At 57.8% G+C, this 25,999-nt stretch carries 25 protein-coding genes; 19 read left to right on the top strand and 6 right to left on the bottom strand.

Translation table 11 applies throughout. From position 1 onward, the window contains the following. The first annotated feature begins 28 nt into the window (after positions 1 to 28). Together ACYQ2T_RS18020 and ACYQ2T_RS18015 are read left to right on the top strand one after the other, a co-directional pair. The gene (locus ACYQ2T_RS18020) at positions 29 to 1,048 is read left to right on the top strand and encodes an ATP-NAD kinase family protein (RefSeq protein ID WP_459902227.1); all 1,020 of its coding nucleotides are present in this window, start codon (positions 29 to 31) and stop codon (positions 1,046 to 1,048) included. Next, positions 1,045 to 1,365 (top strand): DUF6506 family protein, encoded by a 321-nt coding sequence (locus ACYQ2T_RS18015; RefSeq protein WP_459902226.1) that lies wholly within the window; start codon positions 1,045 to 1,047, stop codon positions 1,363 to 1,365. Before ACYQ2T_RS18020 ends, ACYQ2T_RS18015 begins: the two co-directional genes overlap by 4 nt. 138 nt (positions 1,366 to 1,503) lie before the next feature. On the opposite strand, the gene ACYQ2T_RS18010 is transcribed toward ACYQ2T_RS18015, so the two are convergent. The 3 genes from ACYQ2T_RS18010 to lplA all read right to left on the bottom strand — a co-directional run bounded on the left by ACYQ2T_RS18010 (position 1,504) and on the right by lplA (position 3,794). Further along, positions 1,504 to 1,893: a PaaI family thioesterase gene (locus tag ACYQ2T_RS18010; RefSeq protein ID WP_459902225.1), complete on the bottom strand. Its 390-nt coding sequence runs from the start codon at positions 1,891 to 1,893 to the stop codon at positions 1,504 to 1,506. A gap of 246 nt (positions 1,894 to 2,139) precedes the next feature. Continuing rightward, the gene (locus ACYQ2T_RS18005) at positions 2,140 to 2,466 is read right to left on the bottom strand and encodes a carboxymuconolactone decarboxylase family protein (RefSeq protein WP_459902224.1); all 327 of its coding nucleotides are present in this window, start codon (positions 2,464 to 2,466) and stop codon (positions 2,140 to 2,142) included. A gap of 353 nt (positions 2,467 to 2,819) precedes the next feature. Then, entirely contained in the window at positions 2,820 to 3,794 is a 975-nt protein-coding gene (gene lplA / locus ACYQ2T_RS18000; RefSeq protein ID WP_459902223.1) for a lipoate--protein ligase, read from the bottom strand. A gap of 521 nt (positions 3,795 to 4,315) precedes the next feature. Between lplA and ACYQ2T_RS17995 the strand changes: the two genes are divergently transcribed. The 4 genes from ACYQ2T_RS17995 to rarD all read left to right on the top strand — a co-directional run bounded on the left by ACYQ2T_RS17995 (position 4,316) and on the right by rarD (position 9,145). Beyond that, entirely contained in the window at positions 4,316 to 5,125 is an 810-nt protein-coding gene (locus tag ACYQ2T_RS17995; protein ID WP_459902222.1) for a ParA family protein, read from the top strand. Positions 5,126 to 5,128: 3 nt separating this feature from the next. Further along, complete coding sequence (locus ACYQ2T_RS17990) at positions 5,129 to 6,682, top strand: hypothetical protein (RefSeq protein ID WP_459902221.1); 1,554 nt, start codon at positions 5,129 to 5,131, stop codon at positions 6,680 to 6,682. A 44-nt stretch (positions 6,683 to 6,726) separates the two neighbouring features. Next, a complete protein-coding gene (gene corA / locus ACYQ2T_RS17985; RefSeq protein ID WP_459902220.1) occupies positions 6,727 to 7,791 on the top strand; it encodes a magnesium/cobalt transporter CorA in 1,065 nt (354 codons plus the stop codon). A gap of 337 nt (positions 7,792 to 8,128) precedes the next feature. Continuing rightward, positions 8,129 to 9,145 (top strand): EamA family transporter RarD, encoded by a 1,017-nt coding sequence (gene rarD, locus ACYQ2T_RS17980; RefSeq protein ID WP_459902219.1) that lies wholly within the window; start codon positions 8,129 to 8,131, stop codon positions 9,143 to 9,145. Positions 9,146 to 9,202: 57 nt separating this feature from the next. Here rarD and ACYQ2T_RS17975 read toward each other — a convergent pair whose 3' ends face one another. Further along, complete coding sequence (locus ACYQ2T_RS17975) at positions 9,203 to 10,219, bottom strand: tyrosine-type recombinase/integrase (RefSeq protein ID WP_459902218.1); 1,017 nt, start codon at positions 10,217 to 10,219, stop codon at positions 9,203 to 9,205. Positions 10,220 to 11,188: 969 nt separating this feature from the next. Here ACYQ2T_RS17975 and mntA point away from each other — a divergent pair. The 3 genes from mntA (at position 11,189) to ACYQ2T_RS17960 (ending at position 13,063) form a co-directional block, all read left to right on the top strand. Continuing rightward, positions 11,189 to 11,587, top strand: coding sequence for a type VII toxin-antitoxin system MntA family adenylyltransferase antitoxin (gene mntA, locus ACYQ2T_RS17970; protein ID WP_459902217.1), 399 nt, complete (start codon positions 11,189 to 11,191; stop codon positions 11,585 to 11,587). After that, positions 11,587 to 12,012 carry a type VII toxin-antitoxin system HepT family RNase toxin gene (gene hepT / locus ACYQ2T_RS17965; protein ID WP_459902216.1) on the top strand — a complete coding sequence of 142 codons (426 nt, stop codon included), beginning with the start codon at positions 11,587 to 11,589 and terminating at the stop codon, positions 12,010 to 12,012. Before mntA ends, hepT begins: the two co-directional genes overlap by 1 nt. 67 nt (positions 12,013 to 12,079) lie before the next feature. Next, positions 12,080 to 13,063: an NAD-dependent epimerase/dehydratase family protein gene (locus tag ACYQ2T_RS17960; RefSeq protein WP_459902215.1), complete on the top strand. Its 984-nt coding sequence runs from the start codon at positions 12,080 to 12,082 to the stop codon at positions 13,061 to 13,063. Between the two features lie 86 nt (positions 13,064 to 13,149). Here ACYQ2T_RS17960 and ACYQ2T_RS17955 read toward each other — a convergent pair whose 3' ends face one another. Then, positions 13,150 to 13,878 carry a sulfite exporter TauE/SafE family protein gene (locus ACYQ2T_RS17955; RefSeq protein ID WP_459902214.1) on the bottom strand — a complete coding sequence of 243 codons (729 nt, stop codon included), beginning with the start codon at positions 13,876 to 13,878 and terminating at the stop codon, positions 13,150 to 13,152. Positions 13,879 to 14,464: 586 nt separating this feature from the next. Here ACYQ2T_RS17955 and hutW point away from each other — a divergent pair. The 8 genes from hutW (at position 14,465) to ACYQ2T_RS17915 (ending at position 22,257) form a co-directional block, all read left to right on the top strand. Further along, positions 14,465 to 15,829, top strand: coding sequence for a heme anaerobic degradation radical SAM methyltransferase ChuW/HutW (gene hutW / locus ACYQ2T_RS17950; RefSeq protein ID WP_459902213.1), 1,365 nt, complete (start codon positions 14,465 to 14,467; stop codon positions 15,827 to 15,829). Further along, positions 15,826 to 17,934 carry a TonB-dependent receptor plug domain-containing protein gene (locus ACYQ2T_RS17945; RefSeq protein ID WP_459902212.1) on the top strand — a complete coding sequence of 703 codons (2,109 nt, stop codon included), beginning with the start codon at positions 15,826 to 15,828 and terminating at the stop codon, positions 17,932 to 17,934. Before hutW ends, ACYQ2T_RS17945 begins: the two co-directional genes overlap by 4 nt. Before the next feature lie 77 nt (positions 17,935 to 18,011). Beyond that, the gene (locus ACYQ2T_RS17940) at positions 18,012 to 18,569 is read left to right on the top strand and encodes an MptD family putative ECF transporter S component (RefSeq protein ID WP_459902211.1); all 558 of its coding nucleotides are present in this window, start codon (positions 18,012 to 18,014) and stop codon (positions 18,567 to 18,569) included. Then, entirely contained in the window at positions 18,547 to 19,323 is a 777-nt protein-coding gene (locus tag ACYQ2T_RS17935) for an energy-coupling factor transporter transmembrane component T family protein (RefSeq protein ID WP_459902209.1), read from the top strand. The genes ACYQ2T_RS17940 and ACYQ2T_RS17935 overlap by 23 nt, the downstream gene beginning before the upstream one ends. Continuing rightward, complete coding sequence (locus ACYQ2T_RS17930) at positions 19,323 to 20,759, top strand: ABC transporter ATP-binding protein (protein WP_459902208.1); 1,437 nt, start codon at positions 19,323 to 19,325, stop codon at positions 20,757 to 20,759. Before ACYQ2T_RS17935 ends, ACYQ2T_RS17930 begins: the two co-directional genes overlap by 1 nt. Continuing rightward, a complete protein-coding gene (hutX, locus tag ACYQ2T_RS17925; RefSeq protein WP_459902207.1) occupies positions 20,752 to 21,270 on the top strand; it encodes a heme utilization cystosolic carrier protein HutX in 519 nt (172 codons plus the stop codon). The genes ACYQ2T_RS17930 and hutX overlap by 8 nt, the downstream gene beginning before the upstream one ends. Then, the gene (locus tag ACYQ2T_RS17920; protein ID WP_459902206.1) at positions 21,267 to 21,788 is read left to right on the top strand and encodes a flavodoxin family protein; all 522 of its coding nucleotides are present in this window, start codon (positions 21,267 to 21,269) and stop codon (positions 21,786 to 21,788) included. Before hutX ends, ACYQ2T_RS17920 begins: the two co-directional genes overlap by 4 nt. Further along, on the top strand, positions 21,781 to 22,257 hold the full coding sequence (locus ACYQ2T_RS17915) for a pyridoxamine 5'-phosphate oxidase family protein (RefSeq protein ID WP_459902205.1): 477 nt from the start codon (positions 21,781 to 21,783) through the stop codon (positions 22,255 to 22,257). The genes ACYQ2T_RS17920 and ACYQ2T_RS17915 overlap by 8 nt, the downstream gene beginning before the upstream one ends. A gap of 129 nt (positions 22,258 to 22,386) precedes the next feature. Here the strand turns inward: ACYQ2T_RS17915 and ACYQ2T_RS17910 are convergent, their stop codons facing one another. Continuing rightward, a complete protein-coding gene (locus tag ACYQ2T_RS17910) occupies positions 22,387 to 22,866 on the bottom strand; it encodes a metal-dependent transcriptional regulator (RefSeq protein ID WP_459902204.1) in 480 nt (159 codons plus the stop codon). A gap of 82 nt (positions 22,867 to 22,948) precedes the next feature. On the opposite strand from ACYQ2T_RS17910, the gene ACYQ2T_RS17905 reads away from it, so the two are divergent. Next, complete coding sequence (locus tag ACYQ2T_RS17905) at positions 22,949 to 24,700, top strand: ABC transporter ATP-binding protein (RefSeq protein WP_459902203.1); 1,752 nt, start codon at positions 22,949 to 22,951, stop codon at positions 24,698 to 24,700. Between the two features lie 138 nt (positions 24,701 to 24,838). Next, a complete protein-coding gene (gene gmd / locus ACYQ2T_RS17900; RefSeq protein WP_459902201.1) occupies positions 24,839 to 25,987 on the top strand; it encodes a GDP-mannose 4,6-dehydratase in 1,149 nt (382 codons plus the stop codon). Positions 25,988 to 25,999 lie beyond the last annotated feature (12 nt).

Genomic DNA, 25,999 nt, shown 5'->3' with positions numbered 1-25,999 from the left:
CCTGCCATTTGGGCACGAAGGAGTCGCCTTGAGCACCGTAGGCATTCTGGCAAATCCGGCATCAGGCAAGGATATACGACGCCTCGTGGCCCACGGGAGCGTCTTCGACAATCTGGAAAAAATCCGCATGGTCCGGCGGCTCATCCTCGGCATTGAGCAGGCGGGCGCGTCGCGCATTGTCTATATGCCCGACGCCTACGGCACCGTCCCCCGCGCGCTGGACGCCATTTCCCCATCCATCCCCGTTCAGGCCCTTGATATGCCTGTACGAAACTCCCAGCAGGACACCACCTCCGCGGCCAAGGCTATGCACGACTGCGGGGCGGGGTGTCTGGTCGTCCTCGGCGGCGACGGCACCAACCGCGCGGCGTGCAAAGGGACCGTGGACGTGCCGCTCCTGCCCCTCTCCACCGGCACCAACAATGTGTTCCCCTCCATGGGCGAGGCCACCATTGCCGGACTGGCCGCAGGCATCGTGGCCAATGGGACATTTCCCATAGTCGACTGCTGCACCACGACATGCATGTTCCATATCTATTTGGATGAAACGCGCGCGGATATCGCGCTGGTGGACGCCGCCGTCTACGACGACATTTTTGTCGGCTCACGGGCGGTGTGGAATATGGACAAGGTGCCGCAAATCTTCCTCACCCGGTGTGATCCCTCCTCCATCGGTCTCTCTGCCGTTGGCGGACAGCTGACGACCATCCGCCCGGAGGAGCCCGCAGGCCTCGCTCTGGACCTTGGGCACGCGGACGAGGCAACGGTCACCGCCCCCATCGCGCCGGGACTCTTCGCCACGGTTGCCGTAAGCCAGTCGCGCCGCATGCAGCCCGGAGAACACTACGCCATAGGCACCGCGCCCGGCCTTATCGCAGTGGACGGCGAACGCGAAGTGGACATTCCCAGCGGCTGCCGCGCCTCCATCGTGCTCAGCACCGAAGGCCCCAAAGTCGTGGATGTGCCACGCGTTATGGCCCTCTCCAGCAGGCATGGACTCTTCACCCAATACCATACGCCCGAGACGACTCACAGGAGAACAGTATGAGCACTCCCCTTAAGGCCGCGTTTTTATTCATCGCCCCCGGCGGGTCCCCCTCCAAGCACAAAGCCTGCGTCACAACCGACGAAATCGAACTCGTGACCTACGCCGTGAGCAACTACAAGCACGCCGAGTCGCTGGCCCGCTATCTGGTGGAACACGACGGCATTGGCGCCATCGAGCTGTGCGGCGGCTTTGGGCACGAGGGGGCAGCCCGCATCGCCAAAGCCGTCGATATTCCCGTTGGCGTGGTACGCTTCGACGTGCACCCCGGCCTTGGCGGAAAAAGCGGCGACAGCATCTGGGGCGGCGGCAACGACTAGCGCAGCCCCTCTTCCAAAAGGACCCTGCCCAGCCGAGCACAATGCCGGGCCGGACAGGGACCATTTATTTCTCTACCATGCGCCGTCCTTCTGCGTCCCCCACCCACTCGGGCTAGCGGTCGCAGGTGGGCGGCGCGCCTACTTACCGTCCAAAACGTGCCGCGATGGCACAAAGCACGTGAACGTGCCCGTAAAAACGCACTCGTCGCCGCAGTGCACGTCAACGTGGACCAGCCGCTTCTTGCCCTCCGGCGCTTCCTCGCACGCTGTGGCGATAAGCTCGTCCCCACGACGCGAGGGCTTCAAAAACTTCGTTTCTGCCGCACCCAGCACAACGTTCGGGTGATTCACCGCCAGCATAGCCGCATAATCCGCCAGCCCAAAGATAAAGCCGCCGTGAATAAGGCCGCTTGTGTCTGCGGTCATGTTCTCGCCGCAGATGAGGCGTACGCGGCTGTAGCCGTCCCTTATCTCCTGCGGCTCACCGCACAGGGCCTGATCAATTCCGTGATGGGTCTGTATATCCATGGATTCCTCCTGAGGGTCTTGTCTCCGCCATCTGTACAGAGACACGGGCCCACAACGCAAGGCTTCCGGGCCCGTGTTTCCACTGGCCCGGAAGCATACTGTGCCTGCCGCATTCGATATGATTCACAGAAGGTGTCCCGGGAGCGGCGCGCGTGCGGCGAAAAGCGGCGCGCCAAATGTGGGCTGGATGGCACGCCCGACCGCGTCCAGAATCGCGCACGCTCCCGGAGGAGGGCTTATGGGCCGCTAGTCGAACAGGTCTTCCAGTTCCTCAAAGACGTACTTCATGTACATAACCTTGGGCGAACCGCCCATGGAAATAGCAAGCATGGCCGCCTGCATGATTTCTTCCTTGGTGGCGCCATTGCTGGCCGCGCCCTGAATATGCAGGGAGATGCACATCTCGCACTGCGACATCATGGAGCACGCCACGTGAATAAGTTCCTGGGTCTTGTGGTCTATGGAACTGAACTGGCTAATTTCCTTGGTGAACTCAAGATACTTCGGAAACACATTGCCAGCATCCTTCTGCATTTTCGCCAGCGTCATCGCTGCCATTTCTGCCGCGTCCATACTATCCTCCTAGGGTTTGATGTCATGCCTTTCCTCAACATGAGCAAGGAGCGTGCCCGAGGTAGGAATTCGAAAATTTTACTACATATTCAGACAGTTAAGCGTCAAAAGCGGATATTCTCTCCTCTGCCTGGCGGTGTCCTGAAGACGAACAATGCTCCAGAATGGAACACCCGGCAGACCACGGGGACGCCGCCAAAACTCGCGCGTGGCACAGACAAAACCACACAAAGCAGCGCCTAACGAACACGCCCGCCCCTGCGCCGAGTTGGGCGCGGAGGCGGGCGGTAATTCGCTTGGTAATGGTGGGGGATGCAGGCGCGCAAGCGCCACGAAAAAGGGAACCTAAAGCACTAGAACAGGCACCCTACAAGGGTGTCCCGGTCCACACCGAGCATGTACTGCTCCAGAGAAATGCCGTCCAAAACCTGCGCCAGTGCAGCCCGGTCGTGGCGGCATCCAGTGAGCTCGGCCTCAAGGTGCCCAACATCGCGGGTGCCGAAGTATTCCCCAAACAGACGGATACGGCGGATGACGCCGGACTGGACGTCCACATGCGCCTCGACCACGCCTCCGGGGGTTCTGGTCGTCCGGCTGAAGCCGTATTTGGGCGAGGAGCCGAAGTTCCAGTCCCACGAGCGGTACCGCGAGTCCGCGAGCGCCTCAATGGCCTGCGTCTCCTCTTCGCCCAAAGCCGCAGCATCCTGCCCGCCGCCGGAGACATCGGCCATAATGCGGGCCATGCTCGTTTCCACATCCATGGGCTCAGGCAGGTGGTCGGCGATATTCGTCACGCGCTTGCGCACGCTCTTGACGGCTTTGTCCTTGTACTTTTCAGGGTCCACGCGCAGCGCGCCTGATATGTCCGTCACATCCGAGGAAAACAGCAGTGTTCCGTGATGGAGAACGCGCCCCCCCGCGATATGCTGGGCATTGCCCGAGACCTTGCGGCCATCAATGACAAGATCATTTCGCCCATCAAAAGAGCACGTCACGCCCATGCGCCCCAGCGCCTCCACAATGGGGGTGGTGAACCGCAGAAAATCCAGCGCGCCGCCCCCGGCATCATTGGATATGAACGTAAAGTTGATATTCCCGAGGTCATGGAACACGGCCCCGCCGCCGGAAAGACGGCGCACCACGGGAATGCCGCGCTCACGGACAAAGTCTGCATCAATCTGCGCCAGCGTATTCTGATTGCGCCCCACAATCACCGCGGGGGCATTGCGCCACAGCATGAACACTTCATCCTGCGTGTTCATGAGCAGCCACTCTTCCGCCGCAAGGTTAAACGCCGGGTCCGTAGACGTATTCATAATATATCGCATAAAGCCTCCTGCCCGGAATATCTGCAAAACACGGGCCTTCATCGTATATCAGCACGTCTTCCCGCGGCGGCATCCTGGCGACGGGCACGGGGCTCGGCCCGCGTCTCCAGCCACCGCTTTTTCACCAATTGATGGCATATGGCACATGTGCACCACGGCTGCGCTCCAGCCTGTACGCTTGGCCTGCCTCTCCACAGGAGAGGCTCGATCCGAAAGGGCACAAAACCACGACCTTATCCCTATGGTGGATGACTTCCGGGAAAAATTCTCCCCGCTTTGCTCCCCGCGCAATTCTTCCTGAAATTCAAGCAATACGGATTTTGCGTACCGAAAACACGAACACAACATCCCGAAATCACTGATTCTTCAAACCGGGGAGAGTCCCCCCACCCAGCTTCCCCATGAAGTGGAAAAGATAGAGCCATGCAAAAAACCGCTTGACAAGACAAAGCATAGCCCTTGACTTTCACCCTTTTTAGGGGAACATATCCGTATCAATACAAAAAGAGAGGAATTCCCGCATGGCCACCGTAATCTCGTTCTGCAACCAGAAGGGCGGCGTCGCCAAAACGACGAGCGTCATAAACATCGCGCACTGCCTGGCAAAGTACCATGGCCAGCGTGTTCTGGTTATCGACACCGACCCCCAGCACAACGCCACGCTGATCCTTGGCACCATGTCACCCTTTGACTACCCGCTCACGTTTGCCAACATCATCCGGGACGAAAAGACCGAGATGGGGCTGTGCATTTTCCCCACCAAGTATCCGCGCCAGTCTGAAAAGAGTGATTACCCTCGCCTCTCCCTCGTGCCAAGTAATATGGACATGTTCGGGCTGGACAGCGGCGGCGTGGAAGCCAAAAACGCCTTTATCGCCCTCAAGAGCAAGCTCACGCCCGAGGTGCACGAGCAGTACGACTACATCCTTATCGACTGCCCGCCAAATATCAACGTTGCCCTCAACAACGCTCTTGCCGCCAGCGACTTTTACCTCATTCCGGTTAAGTCCGAGGACTGGTTCGCGCTCAAAGGCATGCAGCAGCTCCTGAGCCACATTGAGTTCATCAAGGAATCCTTCAACCCCGATCTGGATATCATCGGCTCGCTCATCACGATGATCGACAAGCGCACCAAGCTGTCCGAATCCATGAGCACCGCCATATCCACATTCTTCCGCGACGCCATCTTCGACGCCGCCATCCGCAACAATACGGCCATCAATCGCGCCACCTCGCGGCAGAAGACCATTTTTGACGACGACCCCAAGTCCAACGGTGCGGCGGACTATCAGGCCGTCACCAAAGAAATACTCCAACGCGCGCAGGAGTAACCCATGGCCGCAGGCTCCTCCTACTCCGATATGATCAAGCAGGCGAAGGAAGTCGCCGCGCAGGAAAAGGCAAAGAGTGCCCAGCGCTCCGCCAAGCGCAAGAAAGCTTCGCCCAAGGAAGACCCAATGGCCGCTCAGCTCTTGGCGGACCTTGAGGATAATCCGTACCAGAAGTTTACCCACGATATTTCGGAGGACGCCACAGACACTACTCCCGCCCCGGCAGCGCAGAGCGCGGCTCCCGTTGCTGAACCGGCGCCAAGGACACCGGACGCATATCCGGACACCATACCGGACAGTCCGGAGTCAACACCGGATACAATCCGGACAGGTGACCGGACTGTATCCGGAGAAAAAACCGGACAGTATCCGGTGTGTCCTCAGGACAGTCCGGTATCGCATACGGACAGCACTCCGAACACAACACCGGACACTTCCCAAAAGCACAACCGGACACATACACCGGACACGATAAAGGACACCCAACCGGATACAAATCCGGATGCCACGCCGGACACATATACCGAGCAGGATTCCTCCTCTCTGCTGGCCATGTTCGAACCGCGTCAGCGCCTGCGTATTTCCGGCAAACGAGCTGAAATTTTGCGCCTGCTCATCGCCATATCCAAAGAGAAAGGCGACAGCATTATCACCGTAACGCTCAGCGCCATCGCTAAACATTTTGCCACGAACTATGACTATATCCGCCACTCCATCACGGCGCTGGAGAAAAAGGGCGTCCTGACCAAACTCCAGAGCACCAAGCGCTCCGGCATCCAGATCAGGCTGGATAAATCCCTGTGCGCCGAGTTCATGAAAACCATATCTGCGGACCCTGTACCGGGCTTCATATCGGGCAACATACCGGACAGAACACCGGACACCCATCCGGATAGTGTCAAACAGGTCGATACCGGACATAAGACCGGACACCTAACCGGACAAGGTGACCGCCCCCCCAAGTCCCCCCTATTAGTAAGTAAGAAAGAAACTTACTTGCAGAGGGAAGAGCCGGAAGAAGCCGAAAGCGAACATGAAGACGCAACAACATGGGGAATGAGCTCCGAGACCATCGCCGCGGCATGGCCTCATCTCGCCAAGGCAGGCTGGACCCGAAACCAGATGCGTCAGCTTAGGCAGGTCTTCGAAGGCCGAGGCATCGACTTTGCTCCCTTACGGCAAGCCCTCAATCACGCAGAATGGGAACTGGCCACAAAGGGACAGCTTTCGGACAAAAGCGGGACCACCGTAGCCAATCCTGTGGCGTGGCTTTTTGGGGCCCTCAAAAAGACGGGGTACTACGCCCGTCCTGACGGCTACGAAAGTCCACAGGAACAATACGCCCGTGAGCAAGCTGAAGAAGCCCAGCGCATTGCCAAGTATCGCAAAGCCGCCGAGCAGAGGGAAAAGCAGGACGCCACGGACGCCGCAATGCAGTGGTACAGGCAGCTGCCCGAAAAGGAGCAGGAAAACATCCTCAAGCGCCAACCCGGTGGCGGAACCACACCGCAGGAGCCGTGGATTTTACGCGAGTATAAGCGCACCAAGAACTCTTAAGCCAGAGCACGTGGTCGTGCCGTAAGCCACGCCAAGGAGCACGCATGGCACGGTTTCTCAAAAAGCGGCGACATAAGGCGGGACAATCTCCCGGCGCTATTGTTTTCGTGGGTGAACGCAAGATTGAGACGCCGCGCCTTCGGGTGATGGATTTTGACGAAGTCGGCGTGCGCGAGGCGGTTCCCGAGGGGCCGGGCGAGCTTGCGCAGTACGTGGCTAAGCCATCCACCAGCTGGGTGAATGTGGACGGCGTCCATGACGCCCAGCTTCTTCGCGAGATGGGAGAGGCATTTGCTATTCCACCTCTCGTGCTTGAGGACATTGCCAATACGGGGCAGCGTCCGGTCTTTGAGGCCTTTCCGGATGTGCTTTTTGTGTCGCTTAAGATGCTTTCCCTGGCTGAGGACGGCCTCACCGTCCGGGCGGAGCAACTCAGCGCCGTGCTGACCCCAACGTGTGTGCTGACGTTCCAGGAGCGTCCCGGGACCGTCTTCGAACCTGTGCGGGAGCGCATCCGCAGGCCTTCTGGCCGTTTGCGCCGTCTTGGGGCCGCATACCTGTTGTACGCTCTCCTCGACTGTGTGTTCGAAAACGCGCTGAGGGTGGTGGAGACTCTTGGCGAGCGCATTGAGGATCTCGAAGACGAGGTCCTTAGCGATCCCGGTCCGGAACTGCTGGAGACGCTGACAACCGCCCGGCGTGAGATGGCCTATGTCCGCAAAGCCGTGCGTCCGGCGCGTGAGCTTGTGCTCAAGATGCTGCGCAGCGACAGCGACTTTATCCCGGAGTCCGTCATCCCCTATCTGCGCGATTTGCGCGACATGGCGGAGCAAACCGTGGACGTGGTTGAAGTCTACCGCGAAATGCTGGGGGACCATTTGGCCGCCTACAATATGGCTGTGGCCAACCGCCTGAATGACGTCATGAAATTCCTGACCATCTTCTCCACTATTTTCATCCCCCTGTCCTTTCTTGCCGGGGTCTACGGCATGAACTTCGACGTGATGCCCGAACTGCACACGCGGTATGGGTATTTTATTCTGCTGGGCATCATGGGTACGGTCGCCGCCGGAATGCTTGTGTATTTCCGCTATCGAAAGTGGCTGTAGAGCCCCGCTTCCTCCCTCTTTGATGAGAGGATGTCCCGTGGTGGCTGTGCGTTCACTGTGAGGGCATACGAGGGCTGCTGCGCTCATTGTTTATGGTCGATATTTCTTTTCCCACCTCCCACCGAATTCTCATCATTTTTTGACGTAGGACGCGTACGTTTTTAGCCCAAATGAGGAGCCTATCGTTGAGTGGTTCCCACTTTGCGATTCCGTGGTGTTTTTGTCTGTTTTTCGGCAATTGGTGATCACGATCAATATGCTGGTATACTTGGCTAAAATGGAAAATTCATTTTCCTGAAAAAACAGCTTTACATTGGGGGAAATCTGTCTATTTTCCATGCCGCCCCAATCCGCCTTGGGGACATCCATTCACATGTTACGGAGTGTTGCCGGATACTGTGTCCGGTACGGTGTAGCGATGATTCAGACAGATTCGAAGAAGGCGACCACGGGCTTTATAGCATTGCTCGGGGCGTACTTCATTTGGGGAACCCTAGCTCCCTATTGGAAAAGCTTGTCCCATATTGACATCTACACGGTGCTTTCCCACCGTTTGATATGGCTTGTTGTGTTCACTTTTATCGTGCTGCTTCTGCAAGGGCGTCTCGGTGAGGTCCGTGCAATCCTGAAGGATCGCAAAACCACAGTGCGCCTTGCGCTGTCTTCGGTGATGTTCGCCCTGAATGCACAGACGTTCTATATCGCGGTGAATTCCAACCGCGTGCTGGAAGGGAGCCTGGGCGATTTCCTCACACCGCTTATGACAATTGGCCTCGGCTGTCTCATCTTGCGTGAGCGTCTCTCTGTGCTCCAGTGCCTTGCGGTGGTGCTGCCCTGTTTGGCGATGGTGTCCAGCTTTTTCACGCTTGGAACCGTGCCGGTTATGGCTCTCGTCATTGGCGCGTCCTTCGCTTTTTATGGCCTTATCCGCCGCGAAGTGACGGCCAAGCCGCTGCCGAGCATGTTGGTTGAGAGTTTTACGCTGCTTCCACTGGCCCTCGCATATCTGGCGTATCGTAAAGCCACGGGCTTTGAGGTGTGGGGCGGAGCCGATGCCCCGACGGTGCTGCTCATCATGGGCACCGGCGTTGTCACTGGTTTGCCGACGCTTCTTTTCGCCCTTGGCGCGCCGCATGTGCGGATGGCGACTCTTGGCATCATTCAGTACCTGTCGCCGACGCTTATCTTTCTGATGGGCGTTTTGCTGTACGATGAGACACTGAGCCTTTCCACGGCGCAAACTTTTGCCCTGACGTGGACGGGCATTATTCTCTACTCCTTCGACAGCATGAGGGAACGCCGACGCAATCGCCGCCGGCTGCATCCGCCAAAGTCGGCGCACGCCCACAGCTAAACCAAGACTTCCAAAACAGCCCGTCAGGTTCCACCCGGCGGGCTGTTTTGTTTGGATTTATGGTTTTGTGTTGAGGCTGATCTTGTTGAGGACGCGGCCGGGGTACCGAGGCGTCAGGTAGGGGCTTTCGTCGTAGATTTGCGTGGTTGTGATGTCGTTGTGCCCGGCGTGGCGGGAGACGTCCTCAAGTGAGGCGCCATGCTGCCGGAGCATGGTGAGGTTGGTGTGACGGAAGCTGTGCGGACCAATACGCCGGCCTTGGAGCCTGTCTCCAAGGGCGCTGTGCACGATATGCTTGACGATACGCCACACGTGCTTGGATGTGATGGGCGAAATAAGCTCCCCAGCGCGGCGTCTACGGCTTCCAAAGACAGGAAAGGATGCAAGCCCCGGTGCGGGGCTGTAGGGGGCCGCACGGAAGACGTCAAAGCGATAATCCATGAGCGCTTCCATGAGCGGATCAGGAACGTAGACCTCGCGCTCCTTGGCGCCCTTGCCCCGGATCACGAGCAGCGAATAAGCACTCTCTGCTCTGCCCCGCCGTTCTATGTCCCCCCATGTCAGCCGGACGGCTTCTGCTGCGCGAATGCCTGTGTACCAGAGCGTTTTAAGCAGGAGCACGTCGCGGGGTGAAACGCCATTCTCCTCGGCCCACGTCATAATCTGCCGCATTTCCTCCAGCTCAAGAATCTTCGTGTGATGACCGGGGCGCTTGCGGTCTTTGGGGGCGGGGATGTTGGCGGCGGGATTGCGCCTGAGCCACCCCTCATTGTGCCAATATCCCTGCATGGATTTAAGCGTGGCCAGACGGTTGGTCACTGTTGCCGCACTGATGCCTTTGCTTCGTTGTCGGCGCAGATAAGCGGCAATGGCGTCGCTGGAGAGTGCGTCAAACCGCGCGCGGCAATCATTGAGGACGTCGCAGATATTGAAGCTGTAGGTCGTTATAGTCTTCATGGAACCGGTGCGGGGGAATACCTTGGTGGCGAGCCAGATGAGAATGGCGGCGGTATTGACGTCGACGCGGACAGAGGTCGCGAGGTAATCCCGCACGGGGATGCCCTTACGATTCATGTCATCAAATAGCGCGACGATGTCCCGCGCCTTCAGAGGAACGAATTCGTCTGTCCAGAGGCGGACGCCTTGAGACTGTGGGGGGAGGGGGTGCGTCATGGAATGTGCCCAGCGGTTTGGGTTGCGGTGTACGGTTTTGGAAGCAGAGGGAGGGAACGGCAGCTTTGCTGTTTCTCCTCGCGTCTCAGAGCTTCTACGGGCGGGCGGAGTGCGTCGCATGTTGATTCGAGGTTCTGACTCCTCTTTGAGCTTCAGGGTGTGGGGGTGAGGGCTCGAAGCGGCTTCGCTTGAATGCCTCCCTCCATCCTCTGGCTGAAGGGAAGCCTCGATGAAGTGCCAGCCTGCATCCGCCGTCGTGATGTCTTTCTACAACCGTTAAGCGCACTAAACGCGTTTTATGCGAATAAATCCACATTTATTCGCATAATATGGTGTGCAAATGAGAGGTTTCTGCTTGAGGGGCACTGAGGTGGATGTGGAGGGCAGGGAAGATGCGAAGCGAAGATGGGCGTGGGGCTGTTTGAAGGAGCATGTTGGAATGGGAGTGAGAGAAACCGGATAGTGTACCGGACAGGTAGACCGGATATGTCTGTGCTCATGAGCGGTGGCTGATAGTTGGCTGTCCGGTATGTGTGTCCTGTATGTGTGTCCGGTATCTATGTCCTGTGTTGGAGTTCTTCTGTTTCAAGTTTTTTGATGAAAGACGTTCTAATAAGCTTATATTATTCATTTTAGTTGTCAGATTACTCATTAGCTGTACTTCTGAATCGCTATCTTATCCGGCGAACAAGACCGGACAATGAATACGGTGCCTGTGTCCGGTTTATGGGTCCGGTTTGCTGGGTGAAGGGTATTTCTCTGAGAGGCGCTTAGGGTGAGGGGGAGAGGTGGATTTGCGTAAAGGGACGCTCTAGCCTTCCGGTGAAGAGGCTGATATGTTTCCCGATAGAGGAGCAAAGGCGTATTCTCATGATCAAGACATCACCCATCATCACGACAGTTGCGGAGTGCCTCGCGGTGTATCCGGATATTCACATTGGCATCGTCTATGGCTCCGCCAGCGCAGGGACCATGCGGGCGGACAGTGATGTGGATGTGGCGATTCTTGCCGATAAGCCGCTTTCACTTGAAGCTCGGTTGGACATCATTCTAGAACTCAGCCTTGCCCTTGGCCGTGAGGTGGACGTTCTCGACCTCCACACCGCCCATGGTCTCATTCTCCGTCAGATCCTGACAAAGGGGACCGTGGCTCTTAAGCGTTCCACCGTAGCCTATGCACGACTCATGAAGCGGATGCTTCTCGACTATGCCGATATGGAGCCCATGCGCCGGACGATCGTCCAGAACAGCTTGCAGCGGGGATTTTGATGGATACAGACGTTATAGGGCAGAAGCTCGTATCGCTGCAGCGCTGCATCCAGCGCGTCCGAGAGAAGACGCCGGCAAGCGCAGACGCGCTCGAAGCCGATTTCGATTTGCAGGATATCATTGTCCTGAACCTGCAACGCGCCGTGCAAATCAGCATCGACATCGCCACCCATATCCTCGCCGAATCCGACGCTGTCCCGACCACCATGGCCGAGGCCTTCATTATGCTTCACCAGCAGCAGGTCCTCTCTAAAGAGGTTGCCAAAAACATGGCCCGAAGCGTCGGCCTACGTAATGTCGCCGTACACGAATACACCAATCTCGATTGGAACGCGGTGTACGCTGTGGCGAGGACGCACCTTGAGGATTTTACGGCTTTCGGGAAGGAAGTTCGGGGATGGATGGAGCGGGGGAAAGATTTGTAGTACGAAATTTTCTTGCGAGATAGAATCCAAGTTTTTTTAATTTAGACACAAAGAAGGAAGAGGCTTCGTGGAGAAACACGCGACGTGTCTGGTCACCGGCTGTGCCGGTTTTGTCGGAAGTCATCTTGTGGAAGCATTGTTACAACGTGGACATAGCGTTGTTGGGGTGGATAATTTCTTCTCTGGGTACCGCCAGAATATGGCGAATTTCGAAGAGCACCAGAGGTTCGTCTTCTATGAGGAGGACATTCGAGCTTCGCAGCTTTTAAAGCGTTTACGCGAAGATCACCCGGAACTCTCTATCATATATCACCTCGCGGCGATTGTGAGTGTCCCGTATTCCGTAGAGCATCCTGAAGAAACTTTCGAGGTCAACCTTAAGGCCTCTCGCAATCTGTACGAAGAAGCCCAAACGCTGAATTTTGAGACGTTCGTTTTCGCAGGGTCAGCAGCTGAGTATGGAGAGGCCGCTTCGGTCCCGATTCCCGAGAATGCGGCCACGCCTTTTGTCGAACACGCGAGCCCGTACGGAGAGGCTAAGTATTTGATTTCGAAGTGTATTGACGATGCTTCATTTGGCACCTCCCTTCGTTTTTTTAATATCTATGGCCCCCGTCAGGATCCCTCTAGCCCATATAGTGGCGTCATCTCAAAGTTTATAGACTGCAGCCTTGCAGGGGAGTCTATGACCGTTTTGGGTGACGGAAAGCAGACCAGAGACTTTATCTATATTGAAGATGTCATCCGAGCATATCTTGCTGTTGCAGGGCTTGGTTATGGGGGGACATCCCCCGTGCCAGGCATATTTAACGTCGCAACAGGTAAGGGAACTTCGATTGTAGAGCTTGCAGAGACCGTTGGGGCTTTGACTGGAAATACGAAGGAAGTTCTTTTTGGTCCTCCGCGTGTTGGGGATATAAAGCATTCAGTTGCTGATATTACTCAACTGGAAAAGGCAATTGGTCCTTTCGTCAACTATTCTTTGGAGAAAGGCCTCCACCAGACCCTTTCTGCCTATATGGGGGCGGCCCCTGCCGCCTCGTTGGCCTAAAGAGGTGCGAGTAAGCGCAATCTTCTCACCAAAAGAAGGCCGCCCGGCATTGCCGGGCGGCCTTCTTTTGGGCGATGTTGAGCCTGCTAGAAATGTTTGATGATGCTTGTCACCGCGCTGATCCCAGAAAGCAGGAAAATCAGCGGGCGGGTGAAGCCGCTGTCGAGGTGGCGGGTTATGAGGGTGGATAGCAGGAAGCCGATGACCACCGCCGGCGCGAGAATGCAGGCGAGGAGGACTTCGTCCCGGCCGATTTTGCCGATGGAGACAAGGGCGATTTCGGCCATGATGATGGAGAGCAGGCCAACGCAGGCGAGGGTGCCGCGCAGGCGCGGGCCGGGTTCGTTTTGCAGGGCTAGGGCGAGGGGCGGCAGGCCAACGCCGCTGACTGTGCCCATGAATCCGCCGATGATGCCGGCAGAAAAGAGCACGCGACGGTTGGGCGGCACGGACAGACCTGCGGCGCTAATGCCCACGGCAACGAGGATAAGTCCGCCCAGCAAGAGCGCGGTCTCGCGCGCGGGCAGCGAGGTGAGCAGGGCGGCGGCAAGGCCGGTGCCGAGAAGGTAGCCCACCAAGGTCCGCTTAACGTTGGTGACGTTCACCGCACTGCGTTCTTTAAAGACTATCAGCGCGCAGACAAGGCTGACGAGTAGCACCACGGGGCCGGGCAGAAACATGGGATCCACCATCACCAACAAAGGGCCAATAAGCAGGGCAAGGCCAAACCCTGCCACACCCTGACTCAGCGCCCCAAACATCACTATGCAAAACGCCAGCAGGAGCTCCTGCGGAGCGAGTTCTAATCCAAACATTTCTCTTCCATATTTTCTTTGAGGAGTTCTTACACCCCGCGCAGTGAGGCGCGCGGGGGACTCGAAGCCCTACGGCAGAAGTGCGTCCCTTGCAACCCGGAGCAGGGGCGATTGTGTGCCATCGCGGCGCTTCAGGCATTTTGGTCACCCAGTAATCCTTTGAAAGTCCGAAGAATTTGCTTCTTCGTTCTGAGGGCAGGCCAAGAACAAATGGAGAGAGAGGATTCCGTGAACGGATTGAGGTGCAGCGCTCCGGAGGCTTTTCCCCAGAGCTGTGAGCAACCTTTCCGTGCGGTATCGCGTCGAATTGCCCACGCCAGTTTCCGCGGGGAGGCGCGTTCACACAGGACAGGCGCAAGGTCACAGATTCTGCCATTTTCCTGTTGACAAGAGGCCATGAGCGGCAGTAGTGACATCAAAAGTTTAAGCGTTCAAACTTTATTTACGCCGACGTACTCAGGGCGTCTCATATTCAGTGGGATGCCGAAGCGATTTAGACAAACCCGGAGGGGTGATGGATTCACATATGCGTGATGTCTCAAACCACACTGGTGTTGATAATGAAAGTCATACTCATGGCGGCAAAGTGCAATTGTTTCGCAATGCGCTTTCTGCTGAGCAGCGCCAGAAGTTTTTCGCCAACGAAGGCGTCGACCCGCTGACGCAGGCCTTTGATGCGAAGCTCGCCATCCATGCTGGATTTGGCGGGACCCCTGTCCCGGAGGGGCAACGCGCCGAGGTACTCGCTGGGCTTATGGCGCATCCGCGCACAGGCAAGACCGCGGCCTACATTCATGTGCCGTTTTGCGAAACGCACTGCCTGTACTGCGGGTTCTACAATCGCGCGTACCGCTCGGGAGAGAGCGCGCGCTACACGGATGCCCTCCTGCGGGAGCTTGCCATGTGGCGTGAGGCTGCACCTTCGGACACGGCGCCTATTCATGCGGTGTACTTTGGTGGCGGCACACCGACCGCCCTTGAAGCCCCGGACCTGCGGCGCTTGGTGCGCGGCGTGCGCGACGCGCTCCCCCTTGCCAATGACTGCGAAATCACCGTGGAAGGACGCATTCATAATTTCAGCCCGGAGAAAATGGACGCGTGCCTTGAGGCCGGGGCCAACCGTTTCTCCCTTGGCGTGCAGACTTTCAATACCGAACTGCGCCGCTCCATGCGCCGCATCGCGGACCGGGACACCATCATCAAGAGCCTCATCCGTTTGCGGGATCAGGACCAAGCTGCGGTTATTATCGACCTTATCTACGGCTTTCCCGGTCAGTCCCTGAACGATTGGCGCAAAGACATCGAGCAGTTCCTTGCTCTCGATTTGCATGGCGTTGATCTCTACCAACTGAACGTGTTCAGGGGCAGCCCACTCCATGACGCTATAGAAAAGGGCGACATGCCCCCTGCCGCGAATATCCCTCAACAGGCCGCTATGTTTGTGGAAGGGGGGCGCATTATGCAGCAGGCCCATTACCGCAGGCTTTCGGCCAGCCACTGGGGGCGCGATACCAGAGAGCGCAACATCTACAATCATATGATGAAAGGGCCTTCGCATTGTTTGCCTTTTGGCCCCGGCGCTGGCGGGAATCTTTTTGGCCACTTCCACTTTGTCAAGAGCGATTACGAAGGCTGGCACGAGGCCATAGCCAGTGGGCAAAAGCCCATCGACATGTTGGTTGGTCCTGCCCCCAACGCGAAACTGGACAAGACCCTTGCCGCAGCCTTCGAACTCTGTCGTGTGAATCTTGCCCGTATTGGTGAGGAGTTCGGCATGCCCCTACCTGCCCTTGTTGCGCCATTAACCGAGCAGTGGGAGCGGGCGGGGCTGGTTAGCTGTCGTAATGGATGGCTGGAGCTCACCACCGCCGGAGAATTTTGGCAGGTGACCATGGCCCAGCTCATAATTGATTATCTTCATCTCTCTAGTGAAGAGGAGAAAGCTTCGTGACTCCCAACTCATCCCCACACCGCACCGCCTCTGCTGCGCCACTGCGCGCGCTGCTTGTGACGGCGGGTCTCGTTATCCTGTCCTGCGTCCCTGCCATGGCGGCAGAGCAGGAGAAGACACCAACTGTGCAACTGGAAGGCATGACTGTGACGGCCACCAAGGCCGAACGCGATTTGAAGGACGTCCCCGCGTCGGTCTCCGTGCTGACGCAGGAAGACATTCGCCGTTCCCCGGCAAACACCGTAGGCGACCTGCTGCAGGATATCCCCGGCGTTGAAGTCTTTGACCAGTCCTTGGCGGGGGCCAAACGCATTATGATGCGCGGCGAGAGCGGCTCGCGCGTGCTTATTCTCATTGATGGTCAAAAAATATCTGAACAGAAAAGCATGGACGGCGCGGCGCTCCTCATCGGTGCGGACCGTATTGAACGCATCGAGGTCATCAAGGGCCCGGCGTCCGTCCTCTATGGCTCCGAGGCTATCGGCGGCGTGGTGAACATCATCACCAAGAAAGGAGGCGATCGGCCCCTGCAGGGGGAGACGAGCCTGACGTATGATTCGTCCACCGATGGGGTGGCGTCCTATCTGTCTCTGTTTGGTTCCTCCAAGGGCTTTAACTATCGCCTTTCTGGCACCTGGACGGACCACGGTGACCGCCGTACGGCGGATGATACCCTTGATGATTCATCTTTCATGAACCGCGACCTGAGCGCCTTCCTCAGTTATGACTGGGACAAGGTGACCGTTGGTGGCGGGTATGAGAGCTATTGGAGCAACATCAATTCCGTGACGCCTGAAGATTTGATTGATGAAAGTGTTTTGTTTTTCAACATTGATGTTCCCAGGTGGGAACGGGAGAAGGTCCACGCCTTTGTCGAGGCTCACGATGTGACAGAGGCTCTGGTTCGGATCCGTGTTGATGGATTCCACCAAAACACGCGGAAGCTTATGAAGAATAGTATTGATGCTCGAGAGATTAAGGCACCAAGTATATTTACAGATGTGTCCAATCGGATAACGACGGAAAACAAGCAAAGAACGACCGGGGGGACGCTTCAGACAGATTGGACTCCGCATGAAGACCATTATTTTATCGTTGGAATGGAAGCGTTGTGTGACTCCTTGGATGCGACGACGGATAAATTTACGACGATACAGCCTCCAATGGGCCCCTCGACAAAAATCCGCTCTGAATATGACTACGACGCAACGATGCAGACCACCGCGCTCTTTGTGCAAGATGAGTGGACCCTTCCTTCTGATTTTGCGCTGACGTTAGGTGCCCGGCAGACGTGGGTGGCATCCGAGTTGGTGGATACCGACGATCCTGACCTTGAGGAAAAAGACAGCTCGGAGTCACATCCCGTGTTTAGCGCCGGATTAATTTACGGAGGCCTAGAGAATATTGCCCTGCGGACACAGTTTTCACAGGGGTATAAGGCGCCGAATCTGCAGCAGCTCTATATGGGGACATCTCATGGCGGTTCTACGACAGCACCGAATCCCGATCTCTCGCCCGAGACGTCGAACAACTATGAAGTCGGTGCGCGGTATTCCGATGGCGCACTTATGGTCGATGTTGCGGCCTTCCTCTCTGAAGCCGAGGACTACATCACCACGGCGCGTGTCCCCGGGGGCCTGCAATTTGACAACGTGGATGAAGCCGAAACCTACGGCGTAGAGTTGGAAGCTTCATATACTTATGACCCATGGCACTTGACGCCCTACGCGCAGGGGACGTGGATGAAGCGTCAGTTTGTTACGGACGACGCCTCCACCTTTAAGACTGGGCATCCTGAATTCAGCGGTCGCATTGGCCTGCGGTATGACCGCGACTTCACCGCTCGCGGTATGCGAGTGTATGGCGATTTGTACGCTCGCGGCGCAGTTGAGGCTAAAGATAAGGATCTTTCTAAAAACACGGTGGAAAAATACGCCCCGTGGGAAACCCTCAATCTCTCCATGGGCTGCGCCTTTGGCGAAGAGCGCCAGCATTTCGTCAACGTCAGCCTGAACAACATCTTTGACCGCAAATACTCCATGGCCTCGTCCTCCATCGACGAAGCCGGGATGAATGCTGTGGTGAAGATAGGCACGTCCTTTTAGTTGAAATTGAGAATCAAAACCAATACACCCATCCGTAGGCCGGGTTGTACGGCCCGGCCTACGGAGGTGACACTTTTATGAACACACATTCAGTCGACACAGCCAAGCACTACTGGGAAGTCCGCGAGCTTGTGGTCATTGGCATTTTTGCGGCCATTACCAAGGTTTCAAGCCTGCTTGTGGCCCTTGCTGGCGGAGGGATGAATCCGTTGTCCCTCATGCTTAAAAATGTGGTGTTTACGGCCCTCATCATCGTTTTGCTTTTCAAGGTCCGCAAGTTCGGCGCGCTGACGCTCTTTATGGTGGTTGGGGCGGTGTTCTCCATGCTGCTGATGGGAGGCGGGTTTTTCCTGCTCCCCGTGATGCTGGTGGCCGGGCTTATGGCAGAAGGGTGCATCGTTCTTTTTGGCGGCTATGGCCGCAATAGAAATATCGTTCTGGGCGTTGCGATATATGACATTGTGTCCAAGCTTCTCGCTGTTGGGGTGTCCTACCTCTATGTGCGGGAACAACCGCAGATGCTGATTGTGACGGGCATTATGGTGGGTATCGGGTACGTTGGCGCCATTGCCGGCTTGTTTGTTGGAACCGCCTTTGTGAAGGAGCTGCGCCATGCAGGTATTGTCCGCGCCTAGCCCCGGCCCGCACCATTCTGTCATCCACAGTTTGGACACACGCACCAAGATGGGACTGAGCCTCGCCTCCTCCGTTGCCGTGCTGGTGCTGAGCGATCCTGTTTCCCTCGGGCTTCTTGTTGCGGCGAGTACGCTCTATGCGTTGGCGCTACGCCGCTATACCGCTGTGGCCATCTGCTATGGGCTTTTCATCGTGCTCAGCGTTGTGGCGTACGGATTTATCATGGGCATGCACTGGCTGTGGCCCAAAATTCCTGCGGCGGAACCGGCGAAGATGGTTATCCCCTTTTTGCGCTCGCTCGTTATGGCCAATGTGGTCATGGGGCTGGCGCTTTCGTCCCGCGTGCAAAGTATTCTGACCGCACTGAAGAGCCTGCGCCTGCCGTATTGTATTTCCATCCCCACGGCAGTGATGATCCGTTTTATTCCGTCCTTCCTTACGGACATGAAACAGATCGCTGAAACCATGCGGACGCGCGGACACCGGTTGACGCCGCTTTTGCTCATCACCCGCCCACGCATGACCCTGCGCCTCATCCTTACGCCCATGCTGTTTCGCGCGCTGCGGACTTCGGACGAGCTCGCCATTGCGGCAGAGCTGAAAGGCCTTGGCACCCGGCGGCGCATTACGCCGTATAAAACATCGCACTTTTCCCGGCGTGACGGCATTGCCGCCGTTCTTGCCGCGCTGCTCCTTGTTGCGGGCGTGGTCCTGCATGTTGCTATGGGCAGCCCATCTGGAGCCATGTTCTGATGATACGACTCAGCAATGTCACCTACACGTATCCATTTCAGGCGGCGCCTGCCCTGCGCGGAGTGTCCCTGCATGTTCGCCCCGGCGAGGCCGTGTTGTGCACGGGAGCCAGCGGTTGCGGCAAGTCCACGCTGATACGTGTCGTAAATGGTTTGTGCCCGCATTCCTTTCAGGGGACGCTTTCAGGCTCCGTCACTGTTGCGGGCGAGGACAACCTTTCGCGCCAACTCCACCGCATTTCGCAGGACGTGGGCACCTTATTTCAGGATCCGGAGCAGCAGTTTTTTGCCCTGAATGTTGAGGACGAAATAGCCTTTGCCCACGAGTGGCAGGGCGCGGCGCCGGAGGACGTACGCCGCCGCATTGATGCGGCAACGCGGGAATTTGATATCACGCATCTTCGTGAAGCGTCGGTCCATGATCTTTCCGAAGGGCAGAAGCAGAAGGTGGCCCTTGCCTCCATCATGTCCCTTGGTCCGCGGATTTTGATTTTGGATGAGCCCACGGCAAACCTTGATCCGGAGTCCACCCGCGCCCTTGCGGAGAAGATTGCGCGTCTCAAGGCCGCAGGCATGGCCATTCTTATCGTGGACCATCGCCTGTATTGGCTGGAGGGCGTGGCCGACCGCGTGGCCATCATGCAAAACGGAACCATCGCCACGGAGTGCTCTTTTGTCGGGCTCGATGACGAGACTGTGTCCCGTTATGGCCTGCGCCGTGCGCAGGTGGCGGACGCGCGGGATGCGCTCCCCGACGCGGGCACGGGCGAGCCGTTTGTCTGCGCGGAGGGGCTGCACTTTGCCTACCGCAATGGTCCCGAGCTGTACGGGGGCTGCTCACTTGCCATGCCGCGTGGGGTGACGGGCATCCTCGGTGACAATGGCGTTGGAAAGACCACCCTTGCCCGCTTGATGACAGGCCTCAGCGCCGCGAAAGCAGGGCGCATCTCCATTGGCGGCATACCGTGCGCCGCGCGCGACGTGTTGGCCCGGGCGAGCATTGTTCTGCAGAACACCGACCACCAACTGCATATGAAGACCGTGTGGGCAGAACTGGATATTTCCGCGCAGGATGTCCCCAAATCAGAACGCCGCCGCCTCATCGAGGATCTTTTGCGGCGCTTCAACATCACTCATTTGAAGGACCGACACCCCCAGTCCCTGTCCGGCGGGGAGAAACAGCGCCTTGTCATTGCCTGCGGCATGGCCAGCCGCCCGGATATTCTCATTCTCGACGAACCCACAAGCGGCCTTGATGGGGAAAATATGCGCCTCATTGCCGACGCCGTGACGGCGGCGTCGCGGGGGGGCGTGTGCGTTATGCTCATCAGCCACGATCTCGAACTGCTGGGCGACGTGTGCGATTACGCTTTGCGTTTGCCCCTAGCCGCGCCAGCACCAACACCGACTACGACCCAGGAGACTTGCCATGTTTAACGCCTCCGTCTCGGACGACACGCGGCGGCAGATTCACGACGCCGTTGCTGAAAACCCAAGCATTATGCTCCATGAACTGGCCAAGACCTACGGCCTGAGTGAAGCCGAGGCCTGCACGGCCCTGCCGCTGGAGATGCGCACCTTTGCCCCGGCAGAGCGCTTTGAAGACGTGTGGAAAGCCATGACCACATGGGAGCGCACCACCTTCATCCTCTCCGGGCCCTCGGCAATCGCCGAGGTGAAAGGAAAGCTCCCGAAAGGCTTCTTTGGCCATGGGTTCTTTAACCTTATGGAAAAGGACAATCCGCTGGGCGGACATCTGCGGGTGGATGAGCTTGCGGCCATCTGCTTTTTGACCAAACCGTTTTTTGGCTTAGAAAGCCTGTCCGTACAGTTTTTCGACACTGAGGGCCGCCAGATGTTTGCGGTGTACGCGGGTCGCGAAAAACGGGAGATTCTTCCTGGCGTCAAGGACGCCTATATGACGCTGCGTGAGGAGGTGTGCCAATGAAATCCCTCGTCGTGTATTCTTCATTGACAGGCAACACCGAGCGTGTGGCCCGCGCTGTGTACGAGGCGCTTCCCGAGCCGAAGACCATTGCCCCTGTGGCCGACGCTCCTGCCCCTGCCGGGTTCGACTTTGTGGCTATCGGCTACTGGGTGGACAAAGGTATGCCGGATTCCCGCGCGCAAAAGTTTATGGCGACGGTGCAGGGCGCTCATGTCGGGCTCTTCGGTACCCTTGGCGCGGAGCCGGATTCCGACCACGCCAAGGATTGCATCCGCAAGGGGGAGGAACTGATGGGGGGGAATACCGTCCATGGTTCGTTCCTCTGCCAAGGCCGCATTGACCCCAAAATTATTGAAGCCATGCAGAAAATGGCCTCAGACGTGCACCCCATGACGCCGGAGCGCATTGCCCGTATCAAGGAAGCTGAGAAGCACCCTGATGAACGGGATCTTGCCAATGCGCGCGAGGCTTTTGTGGACATCTTCCAAAGCGCCAAGGAGGCCATGGCCCATGCGTGAAATGACCGCCGATGAGATGCGCCTTATCCTCGACCGCTGCAACTGGGCGACAATCTGCACGTGCTCCGAAAACGGTGTGCCCTATGCCGTGGAGGCGACGCCATATCGTGATGGGGATGACTATTGCTTTATGATCAATCCGCGCGGCGGAACATGGGCGAATGTGCAGGCAAATCCTAAGGTACTGCTCAAGTTTACCCTGACCAGCCGAAACCTGTCTTGGTGGGCCGGGGTGTCCTGCCATGGGACGGGGGCTTTTGAGCATGACCCGCAGGCCATACGGGACGGCTTTACCGCCCTTGGCGAGATTATGGGGCAGGACTACAGCGCGGCAGGGGAGCGTTTTGCCGCGATGCCGGACCGTTCGCCACTTTTCCGTGTGCGGGTGTCGGAGATCACTGGCCGGTGCAGCGCCGTGGAGGGCGAAACCCTAACAGGGAGTACCCTGGATGCGGCGGCAAACGGGTAAAGCCGTTTGCCATCGAATACAAACAGGCTCGCGAAGCAGAGTTCTTCGCGAGCCTGTTTGCGCCTGAAGCCGGGCGGCTATGGCGCTGGTCAAAAAGGGGGCAGGTTTTGTACCCTTGGGCGGAAGCTCTTAGCTTTCGTCCTCGTCGCGTTTTCCCGGATGTGGATCTTGCGCCATGATGCGGGCGTATTCGTCCTGCCAGTGCTCCCACGGCAGATCGCTGCGCTCGATGTACAGCACAAACTGACCCAGCCGTTTGATGACGGCAGCGTCCACGGCGTGTTCGACTTTGCAGGCCACGGCGTCGGCATGGCCCGGCTCAAGCTGTAGAACGCGGTGGAAAAATTCATTGAGAATGAAATGCCGGTGCGCGATGTCCCGCGCAATGACCGCGCCGCTTTCCGTCAGCCGGACAAGGCTGTACGGCTCATATTCAATAAGCCCCCGCGCGGCGAGGCCCTTGAGGGCGCTGGTGACTGAGGAGCGCGATACGCCAAGATCATCGGCAATATCCCGTGAGCGGGCTGCGCCGAGGGTTTCCTCCAGCTTGAAGATGGATTCCAGATAATCCTCCTGCGTGGAGGTCAATACAGGCGCATTCTCGGACAAGGCAGGCTCCTTTGGCTTTGCTGCGGACGGATTCATAGCCCGAAAGGCGGGCGCTTAACAGAAGAACTTGGAAGCAGACCACATGAACGACACCACGCAGCCCTCTCCCTCTGATGTGTCCATATCGACACTTTTCCCGTTTTTCAAACCCTATACGCCCCGGCTCATCGCTGGCGCGGCCTCGAGTGTTGCCGCGCGGGTGTGCGATCTTGCGCCGCTCGCCATCGTCGGGCCGGTCATGGATAGTGCCGTGCAGGGCACGGGAACCCCCGCCAGCTTTACCATGTTTGCGGTTATGATTCTTGCGGCCTTTGGCGGTATGGCTGTCTTTCAAAGCTGGAGTGACTATCTCCTCGGGAGCATGGCGCAGAAAATCCGCCACGACTTGCGTATGCACCTTTTCGAGCACGTGCAGAGTCTGGATATGGGGCGGCTTGAAACGCGCCGCAGGGGGGACATCCTGTCCATTATTTCCGTGGATGTGGACTCGCTTGAGAGCTTTTTTGCCCAGACGACGGTGAATATGGTGCGCATCGTGGTGGCGTTTACCGGGACCTTTGGCTATCTGGCGTGGCTCAACTGGCGGCTGGCGTTGCTGCTTGCCGCGCCGCTTCCGCTGGCGTTTATCGCTATTCGAATTTTTTCCACGCGCGTGCGTCCGAAATATATGCAGTCCCGTTTGGCAATCGGAGCGTTCAATAGCATTTTGGAAAACAGCCTGCACGGACTTCCCATCCTGCAGGCCTACAACGCCGAGCGCCACGAAGCCGAGCGCCTGCGCAGCGAGTCCGCCCGCTACCGCGATTCCGCCATCTCCGCGGCGCGGACACGGGCGTGGTTTATCCCCGTGGTGTATCTTGTGGCGGGCTTGTCCTACGCCAGCCTCATCGGTGTGGGCGGCTGGATGACGACCCTTGAGGGCGGCCCGAGCATTGGCGACTACACAACGTTTGTCCTCATGGCCATGCGCCTCATTGTGCCGGTCTTTGGCCTCGGCTTCATCGTGAACCAGCTCCAGCGGGCGCGCGCGGCGGCAACGCGAATCGCGGACCTGCTCGACACGCGTCCAGCTATCAAAGACAGCGCGGACAGCGTGCCTCTCGTCGGCGTTCCGGAATGTGTGGAATTGCGGGACGTGAGCTTTGCCTATCCGGGACGTGGCGAGGCGCTGAGCAGGGTGAGCCTCTCGGTGAAAAAAGGCGAAATGCTGGGCATTGCCGGCGCCACGGGCGCGGGGAAAAGTACGCTTATCAAACTGCTCCTCAGGTTCCACGACCCAAAGAGCGGAGAAATCCGCATCAACGGCATGCCCATGCCGTCCCTGACGCTGGCGTCCGTGCGCCAGCATGTTGGCTACGTCTCGCAGGACCCTTTCATCTTTCACGGCACCATTGCCGAGAACTTGCGGCTCGGCTCGCCGGATGCCGATATGGAGGCCATCCAGAACGCGGCACGCCTCGCCGGAGCGGACGAGTTTATCGATACGCTTCCAAACGGCCTTGATGAAATCATCGGCGACAGCGGCCAGCGCCTGTCCGGCGGCCAACGCCAACGCCTCTCCCTCGCCAGAGCCCTCCTCAGAAACCCCGCCATCCTCATTCTCGACGAAGCCACCTCCGCTGTGGATGTCATCACCGAACGTCTCATCCAAGACCGCATCGAACACCTGCGCCAAGACCGCATCACCATAACCATAGCTCACCGCCTCTCCACCATCCGCACCGCCGACCACATCGTGGTCATGAGCGGCGGAAGCGTGGCGGAACATGGACGGTTTGAGGAGCTGGTGGGCAGAGGAGGAGCGCTCGGGGATTTGTGGGCGGCGCAGGGGTGAAGGGAGTCCTTAGCTGGCGGAGTGGTAGAGATTTTTACCTTTGAATTCGAGGTAAGGAGTGGTAACGAGGGCACACATAGAGAGATTCATATGTATTGATGACAGAATACGACCCTGCAACCTCCTCAGAAAAGCACGATGAAAAAAGCACTCATTACTGGAATCACCGGTCAGGACGGGGCCTACCTCGCTGAATTTTTGCTGCGGAAGGGATACGAAGTCCATGGCATAAAGCGCCGCGCCTCGCTGTTTAATACGGACCGGGTCGACCATCTCTACCAAGACCCCCACAACGGGGAGCGCAATTTCTTTCTCCACTATGGGGACCTCTCCGATTCCAGCAATCTCATCCGTATCATGCAGGAAGTGCAGCCCGATGAGGTGTACAACCTTGCGGCGCAGAGCCACGTCCAGGTCTCGTTTGAGTCGCCGGAGTATACTGCCGATGTCGATGCGCTGGGCACGCTCCGCTTGCTTGAGGCCATCCGTATCACAGGCCTCGCGGAGACAGCTCGCTTTTATCAGGCCTCCACATCAGAGTTGTTTGGCCTTGTACAGGAAGTGCCGCAAACGGAGAAAACTCCGTTTTACCCCCGCTCCCCGTACGCTTGCGCTAAGCTCTATTCCTATTGGATAACAGTGAACTACCGCGAAGCCTACGGCATGTACGCATGCAATGGCATCCTGTTCAACCACGAGTCCCCCATACGCGGCGAAACCTTCGTCACGCGAAAAATCACCCGCGCCTTGTCCAGAATCATGCTGGGCCTTCAGGATTGCCTCTATCTAGGCAACCTCGACGCAAAGCGCGATTGGGGTCATGCCCGAGACTATGTCGAAATGCAGTGGCTCATGCTCCAGCAAGACCAGCCTGATGACTTCGTCATCGCCACTGGGCGGCAGTTCTATGTGCGTGACTTCGTGAACGCCGCGGCAGCCGAAGTCGGTTTGACACTCGATTGGCAGGGAAACGGCGTCGAAGAGATTGGCATCGTAGCCGAAGTCGATACCGCCCAGCTCAGCCAAGCCGCAGGCGGCCGTAATGGCCTCGATTGCCCCGTGAAGCCCGGCGACACCCTCATCCGCGTCGACCCCCGCTACTTCCGCCCAACAGAGGTCGAAACCCTGCTCGGAGACCCTGCCAAGGCCCAAAAGCAGCTTGGCTGGACACCGAAAACCAGATTTGAAGACATGGTCGCCGAAATGGCGCGGGAGGATCTTGCGCTGAGTATGCGTGATGCGGTGTGCAAGGTGGCGGGGTTTAAGGTGTTTGGGCATGGTGAGTGATGCCCACTTTGG

The organism is Desulfobaculum senezii (assembly GCF_054657395.1).
Note: the sequence above shows the minus strand (reverse complement) of the source record. Positions and strands in the feature narration are given on the sequence as shown.